We start from the raw sequence: 18,730 nt of genomic DNA, 5'->3' as shown, positions 1-18,730 counted from the left end.
ATTTCCACGTTTTTGCCTTTTCACTCTATATAAAAAACCCTAATGGGTTAGCGTTAAAAATGAGGATTGTATCTATTATCTTCAAAAAAAGTTTTCTTGTAAAGTAACGAACGTCAATTTGCTGTATAGTTTCGTCAATAAACGATTATTGGTACGAGAAAAGGCGTTCTAGCTCCAGAACGCCTGTTAATATATGCTTAATATTCCATTAATGTGAGGATATCATAGCCTTGGAGCTTATCACGGCCCTCAAGGTATGTCAGTTCAACAAGGAATGCCAATCCGGCAACGACTCCTCCAAGCTGTTCAACAAGCTTGATGGTTGCATCCATTGTTCCTCCTGTTGCAAGCAAGTCATCTGTGATGAGCACGCGCTGACCAGGCTTGATGGCATCTTTATGAATAGTCAGGACATCTTTCCCATACTCCAATCCATATTGAACCTTGATGGTTTCCCTTGGAAGTTTCCCTTCCTTCCGTACAGGAGCAAAGCCAATTCCCATTGCATAAGCAACCGGACATCCGATGATGAATCCGCGAGCTTCCGGCCCAACAATAATATCGATTTCTTTTTCTTTGGCATATTCGACGATTTGGTCTGTCGCATCTTTATATGCGGCACCGTCTGCCATAAGAGGAGTTATATCCTTAAATTTGATACCTGGTTTTGGCCAGTCCTCTACGATTTCTATATAATTTTTTAAATCCATTGCTTTGTTTCCTCCTTGTAATCATCACGAGATCCAATCTGCTGGTTGAAGTATTGATATAGTTGATTGGATGGGGCATACAATAGTTCCTGTTCTAATTCCATTCGTGCTTTTCGTGCTTGATAGGTGTCAGACTCTGCCAAGTCCCTCTTTGGGCTATTCTTCTCTAAACTAATGAGTCCGTTTCTTATTGTAACAAATTCCAGCTCAAAAAACACCTTTGTCATAAAATCGATTGTATCTTTTGGCCAGCCCTTGAAATGGGTAATCCTCTCAGACATGTCCTTGTAATCCATCGGTCCCTTTTTGAGCAGCATCGCATAATACCATTTGAATTGCTCTCTTGTCGGGAATGCCTTGAAATAATCATCGCCGCCGTTTCGGAAGTAAAGATACACTCTCGCCGGCTGCTTTCCTTCCAACAGGGCTTCAATCATCCCTTTTTGATTTGGAAGGTCTAAAAAGGCGATATTCATCCCGTCAAGCTCCTCCGCTTTAGCTGCCTCGAGCGTTTCAATGAGAACACCTTCATCCTCATTAGCCAGCATGGATTTGCTCTCCTCACGGAAGAGAATCATTTTCCGTTTCTCTGGAATGGCTGCTGGTTTAGGATTAGTTTTCGCATTCCCTCGGCAATCAAATAACTGCCAATCTGCAACAGCCAAATCATGCAGGAATAATTGAGGCTTCTTTAAGTTATTCCATTCATTGACTGCCAGCTCGCCAATAACAGACACCTTCGCATAGGGAGATAAATGATCACAGATTTCGCCAAGCCCGAATCCGATACTATCTAATTGTACACCATTTTCTAAAAGAGCAAGCTTTAAATGCGTTTTATCCGCACCAATTTTCCGCATGCTTGCGACCTCTGCACCTTCTATCAGAATGCGCGGCTTCGGGTTTTGCATGCCATAAGGTGCCAATCCGGCCATTTGATCAATCAGCTTCAAGCTAACCTCCTCAATGGAGATTACTCCATCGATTTCTGTCACCGGCTGGAAATCCTCCTCTTTCAGAATGTCCTTTGCCTGCATACATAGACGTAAACGGAGTTCATCTACATCCTCTATCTTCAGCGTCATCCCAGCAGCCATAGGATGCCCGCCGAAATGCGGAAGCAGCTCCCGGTTTAAGGATAGATTTTGAAAGAGATCAAACCCTGGGATACTCCGTGCTGAACCCTTCGCCGTTCCTTTCTCGCGGTCTATGCTCAAGATGATGGTTGGACGGTAATATTTCTCCACAAGCTTACTGGCAACAATACCGACCACCCCTGGATTCCATCCTTCCTTTGCGATGACAAGGACAGGATAATCCTCGAGCGGGAAACGGTTTTCCACTTCAGCTATCGCTTCCTGCGTGATTTCCTTAACAATGGATTGGCGCTCCTTGTTCAAGAAATCAATCTCCTCCGCAATCCGCTCTGCTTCCGCCTCATCATTCGTCAAGAGCAATTCAACAGCAGGATCTGCATCCTCCAATCGCCCGACCGCATTTATTCTAGGCGCAATGCCAAAGCCAATCGAATCCTCATTAAAGCTGTCCATCGCGATCCCGGCCTTTTTGTATAAGGCAAGCAATCCAGGTCTTTTCGTGCGCTTCAATGCTTGCAGACCCCTTAAGGCAATCAGCCGGTTTTCGTCATGAAGTGGAACAAGGTCAGCAATCGTTCCAATTGCTGCAATACCAATCAGTTCCTCAGGCAGCTCCCCTAATAGAGCATGGGCGAGCTTCATGGCTACTCCTGCTCCGGCAAGCTCGTGAAACGGATATGTCTCGCCAGGCTTTTTCGGATGAAGAATCGCTAATGCCTCCGGCAATACCGGTCCTGGTTCATGGTGATCTGTCACAATATAATCCATGCCGAGTTCCTTCGCATACTGCGCCTCCTCAATGCCTGAAATTCCACAGTCTACGGTAATTAATAGGGATGTTCCCATTTCCTTGATTTTTGCGAAGGCTTCCTTATTCGGTCCATATCCTTCTGTAAAGCGGTTGGGGATATACCAATCAACCTGTTCTGCACCAAGCTGATTTAAGGCAAGCTTTAATACGGTCGTACTGCTGACACCGTCAGCATCATAATCTCCATATATCATGATTTTCTCATTGTTTTTGACTGCCTTGACGATCCGTTTCACTGCCTCTTCCATTCCGGAAAGCAGAAACGGATCATAGAAATCATGTTCATCCGCATATAAAAAAGACCGTGCAGCATCTACGGTCTTTATACCTCTGTTGACCAAAAGCGCAGCCACAATCCGCGGCTGATTGAGCTCGTTCATTAATGTATGAATAATCGTTTCATCGGCTTTTTTTAATAGCCATCTCGTTTTTGATTGTAACATCATGTCACCCCTCTGACTTACCTATTATAAAAAAATAATGTCAAAGGTTCAATGCAGGAGATAGAAAATTTTCGTTCATTCCTCATGTTCCTCTTCCCTGCCAAGCTCTTTTTTCAGCTTTTTCAGCTCTTTCGACAGATGAAGAATCCTTACGGCCAATGCTGACCCGACAATTACCCCACCCATGACAACCGACCCTAATATAACGAGAATAAGCGGCCAATAGGCCGTTCCAAACACATAATTAACGGCTACATCCTCTACATTGACAACTGCAAAGACAGCTACTATGACGGTAAACACGATGCCAAGTATAACAAACCATTGCAATTTCTTCATTCCTCATGTCCTCCTTCCATTCAAGAAAACATAAATATATTCGCCATTTATCTATTCCCTTTTCCTCTGTAAATAGACATCCTACTCCTTTGCGTACACAAAAAAGCAGCCCGGATGATCGGACTGCCTTAGGTTATTCCAGCTTTATACTTGCGGCTGGTCAGATGTAACTCGTTTTTCCTTGTAGGTCTTTAATGTGCCTTTTTTCTTTAATTCCCCGCCCTTTAAAATTGCATATAATGGTGCCGCAATCAGGACTGAAGAATACATGCCCGTTACAAGACCAATCAGCAAGGCCAAGTTAAAGTTATAGATGGACTGACTGCCAAAAATCATCATCGCGATTACAACGACAAGCACGGTGATAACCGTATTGATTGAACGCACCAATGTTTGACGGATACTGATATTGATAATTTCATTAAGCTCAGCCCGTGTCTTAATACGTTTCTTCTGACGCATATTCTCACGAATCCGGTCAAAGGTAACAATCGTATCGTTGATGGAGTAACCGATAATCGTCAGTACGGCAGCAATAAAGGTTAAATCTACCTCAATTTGGAATATGCTGAATATCGTGATAATCATAAATGCATCATGCAAGAGCGCCAATACAGAAGGCAGGGCCATTCTCCATTCAAAGCGAATGCTCGCATAGATAATGATACCGATTGATGCAATCGCGGTTGCTATCATGGCATTCTTCGCTAATTCCTTTCCAACGGTTGGAGACACAGTATTTACATTTGGCTTATGACCATATTTATCATTGAAATAGGTGCCAAGCGCAGCAATTTCGTCCTTATTGAACACCTGCTTCGTTCTCACGACAACGGATTTATCATCATCGCCGGTCAAGACAATATCCTGGGCTTCAATATCATTTGCCTTAAGATCAGCTTCAATCTTCTCTACGGAAATCTTCTCATCTGACGTAATTTGAATCCGTGAACCGCTTGAGAAGTCAATTCCCAAATCCATCCCCCTTACAAATAAGGAGCCAATACCAATCAGCGTAACGATGATGGAAAGGATAAAGAATTTCTTAGAAGGCTTAATGAAATCCCATTTATCAAATTTCGTTGGTAAATATTTATCCTTCTTGAATTCATTTAAATCATGAATTTCGCTTTTCTTAATACCAAACCAGCCTGGACGCTTATCAAGGAAATTACTGTTTACCCATAATCCCATAATGAGGCGGGTTCCATAAACGGCTGTGATAAAGCTGACTAAAATACTGACAATCAAGCTTGTCGCAAAGCCTTTAACAGAGCTTGTCCCATACACAAACAAGACAATGGCTGCTAACAGAGTCGTTAAATTGGCATCGAAGATCGTGGAGAGGGAGTTTTTGTTCCCTTCCTTGAAGGCTGCTTTGATTGTTCGGCCCTTTCGAATTTCATCACGAATCCGCTCATTGGTGATAATATTCGCATCGACAGCCATCCCAACCCCTAAGATAAGGGCGGCGATACCCGGCAGTGTAAGCACGGCATTCATCCAGTCATAGACTAGAATGATTAAATACACATAAGCAGACAGGGTAACGACAGCTACCACACCCGGCAAACGATAGTACAGCATCATAAATAGGAAGATGGCTAAAATACCAATCACACCAGCTAATAGTGTACTGTTGAGCGCTTCTTCCCCGAAGGATGCTCCTACTGATGTGGAGTAAATTTCGTCTAATTGAACAGGAAGAGCCCCTGCATTCAAGACAGATGCAAGCTCCTTCGCTTCCTCAACTGTAAAGTTTCCGGAAATCATAACTTCATCAGAATTAATCTGATAGTTTACATTAGGAGCGGAAATGAATTTCGGGTCTTCCTTTGCTGCCTCTGCTTTATAGGAATCCTTTCCTTCTTCAAAGTCCAACCAAATGACAAGCTGATTATTTGGTGCCATGGCGAGAATTTCTTTCGTGACTTCGCCAAACTTCTTCCCATCCTTCAGCTTGACAGAAACAACGGGCTGGTTCGTTTCATCATAGCTTTGGCTGGCTCCGCCTTCCTTCAGGTCGCTTCCGTCAAGCATGATTTTGTCATTAACATCACGGAAGGTTAGATTTGCAGAGGTGGATAATATCTCACGTGCATTTTCTTGGTCTTCTACACCGGCAAGCTGAACGCGAATCCGGTTATCATCCTCAATCGAGATGACCGGCTCGCTTACACCGAGAACATTAATCCGTCGGTCGAGCGCACTTGCCGTTGCAGACATAGTATTATCATTAATTTTCTGGCCTTCCTTAAGCGGTTCAACCTTGTACAGAACTTCAAAGCCGCCTTGAAGGTCGAGGCCCAGTTTAATTTTCTTCATAACATTTTCTGTCGTTCCAAGCATTGTCCCGCCTAATACGAGAACAATGAGCAAGAAAGCGACGATTCTGCTTCTTTTTACCATTATGTAAATTAGCCTCCTAATTGAAATTTTCCGATTGAAGCAGCATGAAAGGACGCTATGCTTGGTAAAACATGTGCCTAGTTGATTCAATCAAAAAGATTGCTTTCCTATAACGTTCTTATTATGAAAGATTGCGGGTTAAGTGTCAATTTGATTCCACAATATATGGAAATATTTCGTTCAAAAGATGTGAATTTTCTTACAAAGATTGACGCATACGGGCCATTGCTGACCCAAGCCATTTCCATCACGAGAATAGATCCTTAAAATCCTCCAATCCAGCGGCGATATCCTTCTTCATGCTCTCACCCTCAATCAAGGCGGCAGTAGTGGCATAATTCATGTAATCTGACACTTTCAGCTGCATGATATCTTGAATGATTTCATATTGTCGTGCCTCAGCATTAGCCTTCTTCCATTTCTTCTGAATCAGACATCTCCAAATGTCCTCCTCTGTGATTTCTGGATAGCCGAGCAGCTCAAACTCTTCCTGCTTGCTTTTCAGCGCAGGATGCATTTCTTGACGATATTTCTCATATGGGTGTTGTTGTGCCATAATCATCATCCTCCAAGCCAATATAGTATGTATTTTTCACTAAATCCTTGAAGCTTGTCATGGTTGGCCCATTTAGCTGCATATAGATTAATTGTAATAGATTGCAGCTTTTTTGAGAAGGTAGGGAATTGAATGTCTAGTTTTATCAGGGGCACAGTGATCTTGATGATTGCAGGCTTGATTACGAGAGTGCTCGGTTTTGTGAACCGAATCGTCATAGCCCGCTTTATCGGGGAAGAAGGCGTAGGGTTGTATATGATGGCATTGCCCTCCTTATTTCTAGTGATTGCGGCGGTTCAGCTCGGCATGCCGATTGCGATATCAAAGTTCGTGGCAGAAGCAACGGCACGCGGGGACCATCAGAAGACGAAAAAAATTCTCGTTGTAGCGTTAACGGTTACAGGTGGTTTATCTGCCATCTTTACCCCCATCTTATTCTTGCTGGCTCCTTATCTATCCACCCATGTTTTTACAGATTCACGGACATATTATCCTTTAATAGCCATAATCCCCATCATTCCGATTGCGGCTATATCAGCCGTTCTGCGGGGATATTTCCAAGGTAAGCAGAATATGAAGCCCCATGCCATTTCCATGGTGGTTGAACAGGTAATTCGTATCTCCATGATCGCTGCTTTAACAAAGGCTTTTCTGCCATACGGAATTGAATATGCCGCAGCAGGCGCCATGATTGCTTCTGTTATTGGGGAGCTTGCATCGCTCCTTTACTTAATGTTCATGTTTAAAGTGAAAAAGCCCTTCCGTCTTCGCAAACAATTTTTCCGTTATGCTGCAGGAGGCAAGGATACATTGATGGAGCTGCTGTCCATCTCTATCCCGGCAACGGGGAGCCGTATGGTTGGTTCTATCACTTGGTTCATTGAGCCGATTGTCGTAGCGAGAAGCCTTGCCGCAGCAGGTGTCGCAACAGGCGTTGCCACAGCCCAATACGGGGAGCTCGCGGGTTATGCTGTTCCCTTGCTCATGCTGCCTTCCTTTATCACCATATCACTTGGTGTCTCACTTGTCCCAGCTGTAAGTGAGGCCTATTCAAAAGGGAATATTAAGCAGGTTGTTCATCGCATCCAGCAGTCTCTCCGTCTTTCTTTCCTGAGCGGGACGCTCGCGGTGGTCGTTTTATTTGTGTTAGCTCATCCCATCATGGAAGCTGTTTATCATAATGAGCATGCGGGTGTATATGTACGCTTCATGGCTCCATTCTTTATTTTCTTTTTCTATCAGGGGCCGCTTAACTCGGTTCTGCAGGCATTAAATATGGCTAAAGCAGCGATGTTTAACAGCATTATCGGCTCATTGGTCAAGATTGTCTTAATCATTACACTTGTTGCCCAGCCATCATTCGGTATTATGGGAGCTGCAATCGCGATTTGTGTCAGCACTGTCCTCGTGACCATGCTTCATTTCGCCAGTGTCATGAAAAAGATCAGTCTAACCATTTATCTGCATGAATATTTAATGGCGCTTATCGTGATGGTGTTTACCGGCATCATTGGACATATGCTCTATTTCAACTGGCTGACCGACGTTCCTGCCCTAAATCGAATTCTTCTCTCTGCTTCTGCCATGAGCTTATTCTTCTTGGCAGGCAGTATGTTAACTGGAATCATCCGCAAAGATGAAATCCGGAGAATACCAATCATTGGGACAATCCTAGCCGCATTAACACCATTCAAATAAGTCTGTCATTCCTTTCTAAAAATGCGTAAAGCATCATCCTCCAGGCTGCATAGAAAGACATCTTTCAAATCAGGATGCCCATATCGCCTAAGCTCAGCTGTGAGCCAGCTTTCTGTTCGTCCAATCCCCTTAAGATTTTCCTTCATGACTTTTCCGTCCTGAATGAGGGTAAGGATTGGCGCTGGCTTCACAGCAGCCAATGGCGCCGGCTCCACAAATTCATAGACAGACAGCTTTCCAGACGCCTCCACAATCCCAAACTCCACCTCACTGATATTCCTGACCCCTTTTTCGCGAAGCTGCATCAATAAGTCATCCATGTTATAGCGCAGCTTTTTCATCGCCTTTTGATTGATTTTACCATTATGAATAAGGAACGTCGGTTCACCATCTATCACCTTGCGCAAGAAGGGGAGCTTCAAGGATGCATAGGCAATGGTCATTTGAATGATAAACAGGGTGACAATAGGCAATACCGCCTCTATAATCTCTCCATCATAATTCTCAATTCCGATGACAGCAATATCAGCAATCATGACGAATACAACCAAATCAAGCAGGCTTAACTCTCCTATTTCTCTCTTTCCCATAATCCGAAATACAAAAAATATCACGACATAAAGAAACACTGTCCTCCAGATAACCATTAAATAATCCATGAAACCCACTCGCTCTCCTCTTTTTCCAATCTAGCAATGAATAGTATTTGCTATAACCTCAAGGCTCAATCACATTAAATGACGGGTTGTACAAAAAAACATTCTAAATATTCCCAAGCTGAATAAAGTATTGGTAAGACATACTTTTTTGGTTGAAAGGAGCTGATTCCAATCGAATCGAGAAACTTAGGTTCAGCAATTCTATACGGTGTCGTGACGATCTTCATCATGGCTGCCGTATTCAGCCTGTTCTTCTCTCTTATCCTGAGATTCACCAATGTTGCAGAATCTTCCCTGACGTATATCATCATGATTTTGTCTTTTCTCACCCTTTTTATCGGCGGCTTCATTGCGGGCGGGAAAGGAAAGAAGCAAGGGTGGCTCCTTGGGGGCGGGACGGGACTTATTTATACGCTGATTGTCTTTCTCTATCAATACCTCGGTCTTGATGCCTTATTCACATCTAAACAGCTCATCTATAATGCCTGCTTCATCGTGACGGCGATGATGGGCGGTGTCCTCGGCGTAAACTTAAGCGGGGGCCCAGAAATGAAAAAAACCTAGCCAGCTTAAGCTGGCTAGGTTTTCTATTATTTATCCGTTACTGTTTCAGCAGTTGCTACGGATTCTTTCTTTTGGACTACTTGGCTTACGCAGCGCTTTTCAAACGTTAAGCGTGAACCATCCGGGCTCTTAAGGATGACCTTATCTTCATCGACAGCATCCACAGTTCCGTGTAAACCGCCAATAGTAATGACTTTATCTCCCTTTTGGAGATCGTTTTGCATCTTAACTGTTTCTTTTTGACGTTTTTGCTGTGGTCGGATCAATACCAAGTAAAAGAACACCAAAAGAATGATTGGCAATAAGAATTGAGATAACATATTTTCACTCCTTTCTATTGATGTGTATCAAAGGTTAGAAGTTTTTCGCATTCGGTTTATTAAACCCGTATCTCTCAAAAAATTCTTCCCTGAAGTCCCCAAGCCTGTCCTCCATGATAGCTTGTCGAACTTGTTTCATTAAGTTTAACAGAAAATAAACATTATGATAAGAGGTTAAGCGTATTCCGAATGTTTCGTCACATCTGATAAGGTGGCGAATGTAAGCGCGTGAATAGTTTTGACATACATGGCAATCACAATTCGGGTCAAGAGGGCCAAAGTCCATTGCATATTTGGCATTCTTAACGACTAGTCTTCCCTCAGAGGTCATTAATGTTCCATTACGGGCAATCCTTGTCGGCAATACGCAGTCAAACATATCAATGCCGCGGATGGAGCCGTCAATCAAGGAGTCCGGTGATCCCACTCCCATGAGGTAACGAGGTTTATCCTTTGGAAGGAATGGAGTCGTGAATTCAAGCGTACGGTTCATGACATCCTTTGGCTCCCCTACACTGAGTCCGCCAACGGCATAACCAGGGAAATCAAGCGATACAAGATCCTCTGCACTCTGGCGGCGAAGATCCTCATATTCTCCCCCCTGCACGATTCCAAAGAGCCCTTGGTCTTCGGGACGAGCATGCGCCTTCAAGCAGCGCTCGGCCCATCTAGATGTACGTTCAACGGATTTCTTCATGTAGTCATACTCAGCAGGATATGGAGGGCATTCATCGAAGGCCATCATAATATCAGATCCAAGAATGTTTTGGATTTCCATGGCTTTTTCCGGAGAGAGGAACAGTTTATCCCCGTTAAGGTGATTGCGGAAATGCACGCCTTCCTCTTCAATTTTCCTGAACTCGCTTAAAGAAAACACTTGGAAGCCACCAGAATCGGTCAGGATTGCCCTGTCCCAATTCATGAATTTGTGCAAGCCGCCGGCTGCTTTGATGACTTCTGTGCCAGGACGAAGCCAAAGATGATACGTATTTCCGAGAATAATATTCGCACCCATCTCCTTTAATTCCTCTGGAGACATCGTCTTTACCGTTGCGAGCGTGCCAACTGGCATGAACGCAGGTGTGTCGAAGGAGCCATGAGGTGTATGGACACGGCCCAGCCTCGCTCCTGTTTGTTTACAAGTCTTAATTAATTCATAACGTATAGCTGTCAATCTTGCTACTCCTCTCAAATATCCTACTTAATAAACATCGCATCGCCAAAGCTGAAGAAGCGATAGTGCTCTTTCACTGCCATTTCATAAGCATTCAATACATGCTCACGGCCTGCGAGCGCACTGATCAGCATGATCAAGGTGGACTTCGGCAGGTGGAAATTCGTAATCATTCCGTCAATCGCCTTGAATTCAAAGCCTGGATAGATAAAGATATTCGTCCATCCGCTCGCCTCAACAAACTTCCCATCATGATCCCTTGTAATGGTCTCAAGCGTTCTTGTGGAAGTTGTGCCAACCGAATAAATCTTGCCGCCCTCTTCCCTGACCTTTGTCAAAAGCTCTGCTGTCTCAGCATTCATTTGGTAAAACTCCGCATGCATATCATGTCCTTCAATCGTATCAGAGGAAACCGGACGGAATGTTCCTAGACCCACGTGAAGGGTAATAAAGGCAAGATGAACCCCCATTGCCTTGATTTCTTCTAAGAGCTCCTCTGTGAAATGAAGACCTGCTGTAGGCGCAGCTGCAGAACCTTCCTCGCGTGCGTACACCGTTTGATAACGGCTTCGTTCCGCAAGACGCTCCTTAATATATGGAGGAAGAGGCATTTCACCGAGTTCCTCAAGCACCTCGTAGAAGATTCCTTCATAACGGAACTCAAACTCTCTCCCGCCATGTTCAAGCTCCTTCACACAGACGGCACTTAGCTGGCCGTCACCGAACACGACCTCTGTACCCACTTGAATCCGTTTTGCTGGCTTTGCAAGTGTTTCCCACACATCTCCTTCAATTTGTTTCAAAAGGAGCAGTTCAATATTGGCGCCGGTATCCTTCTTCGTTCCGTAAAGCCTAGCCGGGAGCACTTTCGTATCATTGAGGACAAGACAATCCCCAGGCTTTAAAAAGCTGGTAATTTCTTTAAACTTAGTATGCTCCAAATCACCTGTTTGCTTATCAAGAACCATCAAACGGCTCTCTGCCCTTTTCTCTAGAGGGGTTTGCGCAATAAGCTCCTCAGGCAAGTGAAAATCAAATAAATCCACTTTCATGATGACACTTCCATTTCCAATTACTTATTTAAATCTTCCTATTACATATAACAGACCCGTTAATATGACACTGACAATAATGGAGGTCATTAACGGGAAGTAGAAGGTTGTATTCTCCTTCTTGATGATGATGTCGCCTGGCAGCCGGCCGAGCTTGATAAATTGCATCAAAAATCCGACGGCAAAAATAACCACACCCACTATCATAATCGTTTTTGGCAATTGATTCATGGATTTGGCACCTCAATATTAAAATGTCTGTACACATGATCGGTGACAACCCGCCCTCTCGGCGTGCGCTGCATAAACCCAATCTGCATTAAATACGGCTCATACACATCTTCAATTGTTCCCGACTCTTCCCCGATTGTCGCTGCAATCGTATCCAGGCCCACAGGTCCGCCCTTAAATTTCTCAATAATGCCAAGCAAGAGCTTCCGGTCAATTTGATCCAGACCAACCTTATCAACCTGCATGAGCTCAAGGGCATAATCCGCTAGTTCAAACACAATATTTCCGTCACCACGCACCTGGGCGAAGTCTCGAACCCTTCTAAGAAGGCGGTTGGCAATCCGCGGGGTTCCACGAGAACGGCGGGCGATTTCGCTTGCCGCATGCTCGTCAATTTCCGTATCAAGCACTTGTGCGGTACGTTTAACGATTTCCCTTAATTGAATCTCTGAATAGTATTCCAATCGGGACACAACCCCAAACCTGTCCCGCAGCGGGGCTGAAACGGAGCCCGCTCTTGTCGTTGCTCCGACAAGGGTAAACGGAGGAAGATCAATGCGGACAGACCTAGCACCTGGCCCTTTTCCTATGACAATATCAAGGCAGAAATCTTCCATCGCAGGATAGAGAACCTCTTCCACGGATTTAGGCAGGCGGTGAATCTCATCAATAAATAATACCTCTCCAGGCTGCAAGGCGCTCAATATGGCTGCCAAATCACCCGGGCGTTCAATAGCCGGGCCAGAGGTTGTCCGAAGAGCCACCCCCATCTCATTGGCAATAATCGCAGCAAGCGTCGTTTTCCCGAGTCCCGGCGGTCCGTATAAAAGGACATGGTCGAGGGCTTCCTCCCTCATCTTGGCCGCATCTATAAAAACGCGCAAATTCTCCTTCACCTTATCCTGTCCAATATACTGGCTGAGGTTTTGCGGCCTGAGGCTGAACTCAAACGCCTCATCCTGATTTTGTGCCTCTATGTCCATGATTCTCTCATCCATGTTCATACCTCCTATTTCAGCATGAGCTGTAAGGCATCCTTAATATACTCTTCAGTCGTTTTCTTTTCTTTCTCAAGTTGTGCTACAACCTTCTTGATCTCCTTGCTTGAATATCCAAGGGCTTCAAGCGCAAGCAAGGCTTCCTCGAGTTCATGATTGGTCTTGCTGTAGCCGCTCAACTCCTTACCGCCCTCTGTGGAGAATAGATCTGGGAAGGCATCAGGAGCCACATCATCGAGCTTGCCCTTCAAGTCGAGAATCATTTGCCTTGCTGTCTTCTTCCCGATTCCAGGGAATTTCACAAGGAACTTCTCATCCTCTGCCTCAATAGCCTCAACAACTTGATCCACACGGCCTGTCGCAAGCACCGCCAGCGCACCTTTTGGACCGATTCCTGTCACATTGAGCAGCTTCATAAACAGCTTCTTCTCCTCGCGGGAAGTAAAGCCATAAAGAGCGACCGCATCCTCCCTGACATAATGGTGAACAAAGATTTTCTTCTCTTCATCTCCGCCAGAGAACACAAACGGGTTGGGTGCCTGAATCAGATAGCCAATCCCGTTCGCTTCTATTACTATATATTCAGGACAGACATAGTCTACCCTTCCTTTAATGAAATCGTACACCTTGACCTCTCCTCTTTTTCGACTGTAAACCATTGTACCACACTATATTTATCCATCATACTCAACTCAGCACAAATGTTTGCATTTTTGACTTATAGGCACATGAGTGGATAAAAAAAGAGGCAGGGACAAAACGAAATAAATGATTCTCAAAAACGAGTGTTTGCAGCATAATCTTCCTATTCAATAGCAGCTGGAAGTACAAGTATCTTCCATTGTGTGAAATTCACTCGCTTTCCGCTGAGGAAGCTGAGCCTCCTCGGCACTTACGCCTGTGGGGTCTCAGGCCTTTTCTCTACTTCCCGCAGGAGTCGAGTGCATTTCTCTCCATCCCACTATTCACTAATAGTAGAAAGCCTCAATCAACTCATGCATGGAATACAACAAATAAAGACCCGAATGATTAGACGATAGATTCATTCATGACCGTCTAATCATTCGGGTTTATGATTGGCTGAATTACTTATGTCCCAGCCTCTTCCTTTTTAGTGCAGTGTTTTCATAGTCGAAATGGAGTATGGCTTATATACCTCCAAAAATTGCTTATACCGCTCCTTATTCTCAATCTTAACACCCTTTAAGAGCTCCGTTTGCTGGCTTGATTCCAGCTTTTTCAGATCGATTTGGTAAAAGGACTGAATGACCTGATCTTTTACTGGCTTCCCATTGAAAATACTGATTGTCCCATCAGCTTTGATTCCAAAATACCCATTGCCTTTCAAAAGAGGCGAGATATCATCCACATAAGTCTGGAATACAAGCTGGCTGTCATTCTGGTCAACTAGCAGCCATTTATCATATTTCCGCCAGAAGTCATCCATTGAAATAATCGTTTCCTCAATTGTTTCTTCGCTTATTTCTCCGTCTAAATAGACACGCTGCAAGATGATGGTCCGCTGTATTGGAACCGGCTCACCAACCTCGACGGATGGATTGACCGCAGCCTCTGCCGCTATATTTACTGGACCCTCCGCTCCTTGGATCCCAAACAAAGACAACAAAGCCCAAGCTGTAATAAAGCCGCGTAACCTCATCCTCTTACACCCCATCCCATCTTTTATATTCATTCTCATGAACTAGTATGTCCGGAATGCAAGAAGATTATTACAAATTATCCACAGCATGCTTGATTTTCTTGAAAAAGCGCAGTCTCTCCTGATAATCATTAAGCGTATACTCATGCATGACCCTCATTCGCCGGCGGTCAGTCCACAAATTATCCCGGCAAATACGGTTCCATTCACGATAAATATCGGTCGGATAACCAAGCCCTATCAAGAATTCACGGCTGACTGCATAATCACGAAAGGGCCGCATAGACAGAATATTCTTTAGGGAATAGCCATTATAGACTAATAGTCTGTTCGCATATTGAAGATCATCAACGATAGCGGGAGCTCTTGCCATAAGATCGAAGTCTATTAAGAAAAGCTTTCCATCCTCCCGCCTTAAGAAGTTATGATGGGCAAGGTCGCCGTGAATGATGACCGGCTCCTCCCCTTCACCAATTTCCTGGCCTTTAAGCTCCCTAAGTGCCCATTTCCCCATCGAAGCATATCCCTGATACACCTTTTCTGGCAGGAACGGCCTCAAGATGGTCTCATTTCGTTTGAACTCTGCCAATCGTTCTTTCCATTTACTCACCTGATTATACGGCAGGTCAGGCAGATATCTCAGGCGATGAGAGATTCGGATTGATGCGGCATGCATCTTCTTCAGCAATACAAGTCCCTCTGCCCTTTCCCGTTGATTTCGATAGGTGAAGGACTGCTCATGAGGCGGGATATAAGAAAGAAACCCAATGCTTTTTGCACCATATTCGAATGGAGGAAAAGACTCGCTGAATACATAGGAGTTATGAAATCCCGATTCTCTAAGGAGAGTCAGAAATTCCATTTGCCTTAAAAGGCTTTTCTCGCCTTTGAATCGCTTTGCAACCAATGTCTTGCCCTTCTCTGTCTGTACAAGCATTAAATCAGGCTTGATTGGCTTCATTGCCCGGATTGGGACATTCATCTGTTTAAAATACGAAAGGAGACAGCCCCTAAGGGTGCCTCCTGCACGTTTTCTGCTCATGACTGACCGTCTTGCTCACTGCTTTCTTCATCGTCAGCTCCAGGCCGATCAAAAGCTGCAGGATTAATGCGAGGAATCATTTGAGAAGCGTGGGGATTATAGAATGGCACACTTTCTGAGCTTCCCTTCATCCCGCTCACATCTTGATAGGGCATTGGCTGAGATGCAAATGGATTCTGCACATTTGGCTGCTGCATCTGTTCAGAATATTGCTGGGCCGATTGAGTAACCGGCTGGTAATAAGCACCCTGACCTCCTGCTTGCGGTGAAGGCGTAAATCCGCATTGCGGAATATACCCGTCATAAGGCATGTAAGCACCGCCATGGATATCATTGCTTGATTCTCCATCCTGTCCATGCATCATCATTCCATCATGGCCCATCATGCCATATGGCTGCTGGTGTTGACCGTAGCCATAGCTTGGCATAACCGGCTGTTGTGGGATCATATAGTATGGCTGCGGCTGCATAACCATTGGCTGCGGCATAACACCCTGCGGCATTTGTCCTTGACCATGCATTGGAAATTCCATTGATTCCTGCTCATAGTGGAAGCTTTCCATCGCAGAACCCTGGCCTTGAGGATTCATCATCGGCTGGTAATATGGAGCAGGAATTGGCTGCGGCATGTATGGCATTTGATACGGATAGCATGGATTATACATGTACGGGTAACAGCAAGGCTCATAATAAGGGACCACTGGCGGACAATACTCATACTTCGGCGGTGCTGGCATCGGCATTGGCTCAGGCATCGGCATTGGCTCAGGGGATTCCACTTTCGGCATTTCCTTGATTGGCTGTTCTTTCAGAATGACCGGCTCCTCTTTCTTTGGCATTTCCTTATAAATCGGCATCGGCGGCGGCACTTCCATCTTGGTCATATTCATCATGTAATAATTATTGATATCTATGTCCGGGATAATGGGTTTAACCGTTGCCTTTGGTGCCACATACGGCATCTTCGGCATTTCTTTTACACTTTCCTTCTTCTGGGTCGGCATCTTCGGCATTTCCTTCACAGCAGGCTGCTTCATTGGCTGCGGTTTGGCTTGCGTCACATTCTGGATTGGTGCTTCCTTCACCCCAAAATTCACCTTTGTATCTGTTTCTTTCTTGGGAGAAGAATTCGTTTCAGGAATTTTTATCTTCATGCCGGGCATAAGCATATCTGGATTGCTAAGCTGTGAGTTCGTTTTCTTTAACAGTTCAAAATTCACGCCATACTTCTTAGCAATCTTCCATAATGAGTCGCCTTTTTGGACGATATGAATCTTCACGCCTCATCCCTCCTCACACAAATGTCCATATATACTATGATTGATTGGGCAGATTGCTATTATGTTTCAAGAAAATTTATGCGATGCCCTATCTATTTATGAGAAAAAACCCCTGTGTTACAATGAGGACAAACAGGAAAATAAATTTCCAAAAGAAATAAGGAGGATTGGACTTTTGGAGAAAAAGTACAGTGCGGATGAACGCAGAGACTATCTTGTCAGCATTTTAAAAGAAGAAACAAAACCGATCAAAGGGGTTGAGCTAGCCAAGCTTTGCTCCGTCAGCCGTCAGATTATTGTAGGAGATATCACCCTCCTTAAAGCGCGTAATCACCCCATTATCGCTACACCTAACGGCTATCTCTACCTTCAGAACGAAGAGCGCAGGCCTGCCCTTAAAAGCATGATTATCGCAAGCGAGCACCCGCCGGAAGATACAGAGAAAGAATTGCAGCTCATCGTCGATTGCGGTGTGACCGTCAAGGATGTAAAGGTTGAACACCCGCTTTACGGCGACCTCACCGCCTCCATCATGGTTTCAAACCGAAGCGATGTCCGCCAGTTTATTATGAAGCTAAAGACGACGAATGCCGCCCTCTTATCCCAGCTGACAAACGGGATTCATTTGCATACACTTGAAGCCCCGACTGAGGAGCAGCTTCAGAATGCTGCCGATGCCTTGCGCAAGGCCGGTTTCTTAATCGAATAGACTGTCTCGAGAACGGAGAAGAACAAAAAAAGCCGCCATCAAAACCTTTTATTAATCGGTTCTTAAAGGCAGCTTTCTTTTTTCTATCTAATAACTATAATAACTTCCCATGACATGGACCTTGCAGCCGAGCGCCTCCATTTCAGCGATCGCTCCAGGGAGAAGGACATCATCCATAAGCTGGTCGATATCGATGATGAAGAAATAATTCCCTAAGCCTGTTTTAAGCGGCCTGGATTCAATCTTTGAGAGGTTGAGCTTACGCCAGGAGAACGCAGACAAGACTTGATGGAGCGCTCCGGCATGGTCAGCCGGCAGCAGGACCATCACCGTTGTTTTCTCCCCTTTCCGCGCGAGCCCATCTAATCGTTCACCAATTGGTTTATGGCTGAGTACAACAAAGCGGGTGTGGTTATGGGCATAATCATGTATATCTGGCTTCACAATCGAAAGCCCGTATTCCGCGGCGGCCATCTCATTGGCAATCGCAGCAGCTGCTTCCTCTGGATGCTCACTGACATATTGAGCCGCAAAAGCTGTTGAGGTGACATTCTCACATCTCACACCCTTCAGCTCTCCGTGTAAATATTTATGGCATTGAGCAATTGCATGGCTGTGCGAATAAATGCACTCGATTTCTCCGAGCTGCTCTGCACGCCTTGGATGGACCATTAAATGCTGGCGGATAGGCGAGGAAAACTCAGCCGCAATTGGTACACGCACTTCATGGATTAAATAGTCCATCGTAATATTGACTGAGCCCTCCAGCGCATTCTCAAGCGGAACAACCGCATAATCCACTTCCCCTTTGTCTGCTGCATCTATGCATTCAGGTATTGTGCCGAACGCTATTCTTTCGGAATTATCAAATAATTTAGTTGCTGCTAAATCACAGAATGTTGCCTTTGGACCTAGAAACGCAATCTTCTCCAACTGTCTTTCCCCCTAGTCGTCTAGCTGAACTTCTCTCTTTATAAG

Annotated in this window: 19 protein-coding genes; 3 read left to right on the top strand and 16 right to left on the bottom strand. The window is 44.8% G+C overall.

All coding sequences use genetic code 11. From position 1 onward, the window contains the following. Positions 1-197: 197 nt before the first annotated feature. The 5 genes from AC622_RS04870 to AC622_RS04850 all read right to left on the bottom strand — a co-directional run bounded on the left by AC622_RS04870 (position 198) and on the right by AC622_RS04850 (position 6,365). The gene (locus AC622_RS04870) at positions 198-710 is read right to left on the bottom strand and encodes an adenine phosphoribosyltransferase (RefSeq protein ID WP_049670031.1); all 513 of its coding nucleotides are present in this window, start codon (positions 708-710) and stop codon (positions 198-200) included. Beyond that, positions 701-3,061, bottom strand: coding sequence for a single-stranded-DNA-specific exonuclease RecJ (gene recJ / locus AC622_RS04865; RefSeq protein WP_049670030.1), 2,361 nt, complete (start codon positions 3,059-3,061; stop codon positions 701-703). The genes AC622_RS04870 and recJ overlap by 10 nt, the downstream gene beginning before the upstream one ends. A gap of 75 nt (positions 3,062-3,136) precedes the next feature. Beyond that, positions 3,137-3,400 (bottom strand): LapA family protein, encoded by a 264-nt coding sequence (locus tag AC622_RS04860; protein ID WP_049670029.1) that lies wholly within the window; start codon positions 3,398-3,400, stop codon positions 3,137-3,139. Positions 3,401-3,544: 144 nt separating this feature from the next. After that, positions 3,545-5,809 (bottom strand): protein translocase subunit SecDF, encoded by a 2,265-nt coding sequence (gene secDF / locus AC622_RS04855; protein WP_049670028.1) that lies wholly within the window; start codon positions 5,807-5,809, stop codon positions 3,545-3,547. Positions 5,810-6,056: 247 nt separating this feature from the next. After that, positions 6,057-6,365, bottom strand: a complete 309-nt coding sequence (locus AC622_RS04850; RefSeq protein WP_053103714.1) for a post-transcriptional regulator — start codon at positions 6,363-6,365, stop codon at positions 6,057-6,059. 132 nt (positions 6,366-6,497) lie between these two features. On the opposite strand from AC622_RS04850, the gene spoVB reads away from it, so the two are divergent. After that, positions 6,498-8,063: a stage V sporulation protein B gene (spoVB, locus tag AC622_RS04845; protein ID WP_049670027.1), complete on the top strand. Its 1,566-nt coding sequence runs from the start codon at positions 6,498-6,500 to the stop codon at positions 8,061-8,063. A 5-nt stretch (positions 8,064-8,068) separates the two neighbouring features. Here spoVB and AC622_RS04840 read toward each other — a convergent pair whose 3' ends face one another. Then, the gene (locus tag AC622_RS04840) at positions 8,069-8,722 is read right to left on the bottom strand and encodes a DUF421 domain-containing protein (RefSeq protein ID WP_049672792.1); all 654 of its coding nucleotides are present in this window, start codon (positions 8,720-8,722) and stop codon (positions 8,069-8,071) included. A 162-nt stretch (positions 8,723-8,884) separates the two neighbouring features. Here AC622_RS04840 and AC622_RS04835 point away from each other — a divergent pair, with 162 nt between their 5' ends. Beyond that, entirely contained in the window at positions 8,885-9,286 is a 402-nt protein-coding gene (locus AC622_RS04835) for a TIGR04086 family membrane protein (RefSeq protein WP_331456722.1), read from the top strand. Positions 9,287-9,312: 26 nt separating this feature from the next. On the opposite strand, the gene yajC is transcribed toward AC622_RS04835, so the two are convergent. The 9 genes from yajC to safA form a co-directional block, all read right to left on the bottom strand. After that, positions 9,313-9,606: a preprotein translocase subunit YajC gene (gene yajC / locus AC622_RS04830; RefSeq protein ID WP_049670025.1), complete on the bottom strand. Its 294-nt coding sequence runs from the start codon at positions 9,604-9,606 to the stop codon at positions 9,313-9,315. A gap of 34 nt (positions 9,607-9,640) precedes the next feature. Beyond that, positions 9,641-10,780, bottom strand: coding sequence for a tRNA guanosine(34) transglycosylase Tgt (gene tgt / locus AC622_RS04825; protein WP_049670024.1), 1,140 nt, complete (start codon positions 10,778-10,780; stop codon positions 9,641-9,643). Between the two features lie 23 nt (positions 10,781-10,803). Then, positions 10,804-11,832 carry a tRNA preQ1(34) S-adenosylmethionine ribosyltransferase-isomerase QueA gene (gene queA, locus AC622_RS04820; protein ID WP_049670023.1) on the bottom strand — a complete coding sequence of 343 codons (1,029 nt, stop codon included), beginning with the start codon at positions 11,830-11,832 and terminating at the stop codon, positions 10,804-10,806. 24 nt (positions 11,833-11,856) lie between these two features. Continuing rightward, positions 11,857-12,063, bottom strand: a complete 207-nt coding sequence (locus tag AC622_RS04815; RefSeq protein ID WP_082197016.1) for a DUF2905 domain-containing protein — start codon at positions 12,061-12,063, stop codon at positions 11,857-11,859. Then, positions 12,060-13,061 carry a Holliday junction branch migration DNA helicase RuvB gene (ruvB, locus tag AC622_RS04810; protein ID WP_049670022.1) on the bottom strand — a complete coding sequence of 334 codons (1,002 nt, stop codon included), beginning with the start codon at positions 13,059-13,061 and terminating at the stop codon, positions 12,060-12,062. The genes AC622_RS04815 and ruvB overlap by 4 nt, the downstream gene beginning before the upstream one ends. An 11-nt stretch (positions 13,062-13,072) precedes the next feature. After that, entirely contained in the window at positions 13,073-13,687 is a 615-nt protein-coding gene (ruvA, locus tag AC622_RS04805; protein ID WP_049670021.1) for a Holliday junction branch migration protein RuvA, read from the bottom strand. 485 nt (positions 13,688-14,172) lie between these two features. After that, complete coding sequence (locus AC622_RS04800; RefSeq protein ID WP_049670020.1) at positions 14,173-14,721, bottom strand: BofC C-terminal domain-containing protein; 549 nt, start codon at positions 14,719-14,721, stop codon at positions 14,173-14,175. 70 nt (positions 14,722-14,791) lie between these two features. Then, complete coding sequence (locus tag AC622_RS04795; RefSeq protein ID WP_049670019.1) at positions 14,792-15,763, bottom strand: phosphotransferase; 972 nt, start codon at positions 15,761-15,763, stop codon at positions 14,792-14,794. Continuing rightward, positions 15,760-17,043, bottom strand: coding sequence for a SafA/ExsA family spore coat assembly protein (safA, locus tag AC622_RS04790; protein ID WP_049670018.1), 1,284 nt, complete (start codon positions 17,041-17,043; stop codon positions 15,760-15,762). The genes AC622_RS04795 and safA overlap by 4 nt, the downstream gene beginning before the upstream one ends. A 175-nt stretch (positions 17,044-17,218) precedes the next feature. Between safA and AC622_RS04785 the strand changes: the two genes are divergently transcribed. After that, entirely contained in the window at positions 17,219-17,752 is a 534-nt protein-coding gene (locus AC622_RS04785; RefSeq protein ID WP_231589480.1) for a transcription repressor NadR, read from the top strand. Between the two features lie 87 nt (positions 17,753-17,839). On the opposite strand, the gene pheA is transcribed toward AC622_RS04785, so the two are convergent. After that, on the bottom strand, positions 17,840-18,685 hold the full coding sequence (gene pheA, locus AC622_RS04780; protein WP_049670017.1) for a prephenate dehydratase: 846 nt from the start codon (positions 18,683-18,685) through the stop codon (positions 17,840-17,842). Positions 18,686-18,730: the final 45 nt, after the last annotated feature.

Source organism: Bacillus sp. FJAT-27916, assembly GCF_001183965.1.
GTDB lineage: Bacteria > Bacillota > Bacilli > Bacillales > Pradoshiaceae > Pradoshia.
Note: the sequence above shows the minus strand (reverse complement) of the source record. Positions and strands in the feature narration are given on the sequence as shown.

Bases quoted from the DNA above. Each gene is read 5' to 3' on its own strand.
- AC622_RS04870 (WP_049670031.1), bottom strand. From the start codon at position 710: ATGGATTTAAAAAATTATATAGAAATCGTAGAGGACTGGCCAAAACCA.
- recJ (WP_049670030.1), bottom strand. From the start codon at position 3,061: ATGTTACAATCAAAAACGAGATGGCTATTAAAAAAAGCCGATGAAACG.
- AC622_RS04860 (WP_049670029.1), bottom strand. From the start codon at position 3,400: ATGAAGAAATTGCAATGGTTTGTTATACTTGGCATCGTGTTTACCGTC.
- secDF (WP_049670028.1), bottom strand. From the start codon at position 5,809: ATGGTAAAAAGAAGCAGAATCGTCGCTTTCTTGCTCATTGTTCTCGTA.
- AC622_RS04850 (WP_053103714.1), bottom strand. From the start codon at position 6,365: ATGGCACAACAACACCCATATGAGAAATATCGTCAAGAAATGCATCCT.
- spoVB (WP_049670027.1), top strand. From the start codon at position 6,498: ATGTCTAGTTTTATCAGGGGCACAGTGATCTTGATGATTGCAGGCTTG.
- AC622_RS04840 (WP_049672792.1), bottom strand. From the start codon at position 8,722: ATGGATTATTTAATGGTTATCTGGAGGACAGTGTTTCTTTATGTCGTG.
- yajC (WP_049670025.1), bottom strand. From the start codon at position 9,606: ATGTTATCTCAATTCTTATTGCCAATCATTCTTTTGGTGTTCTTTTAC.
- queA (WP_049670023.1), bottom strand. From the start codon at position 11,832: ATGAAAGTGGATTTATTTGATTTTCACTTGCCTGAGGAGCTTATTGCG.
- AC622_RS04815 (WP_082197016.1), bottom strand. From the start codon at position 12,063: ATGAATCAATTGCCAAAAACGATTATGATAGTGGGTGTGGTTATTTTT.
- ruvB (WP_049670022.1), bottom strand. From the start codon at position 13,061: ATGGATGAGAGAATCATGGACATAGAGGCACAAAATCAGGATGAGGCG.
- AC622_RS04800 (WP_049670020.1), bottom strand. From the start codon at position 14,721: ATGAGGTTACGCGGCTTTATTACAGCTTGGGCTTTGTTGTCTTTGTTT.
- AC622_RS04795 (WP_049670019.1), bottom strand. From the start codon at position 15,763: ATGAGCAGAAAACGTGCAGGAGGCACCCTTAGGGGCTGTCTCCTTTCG.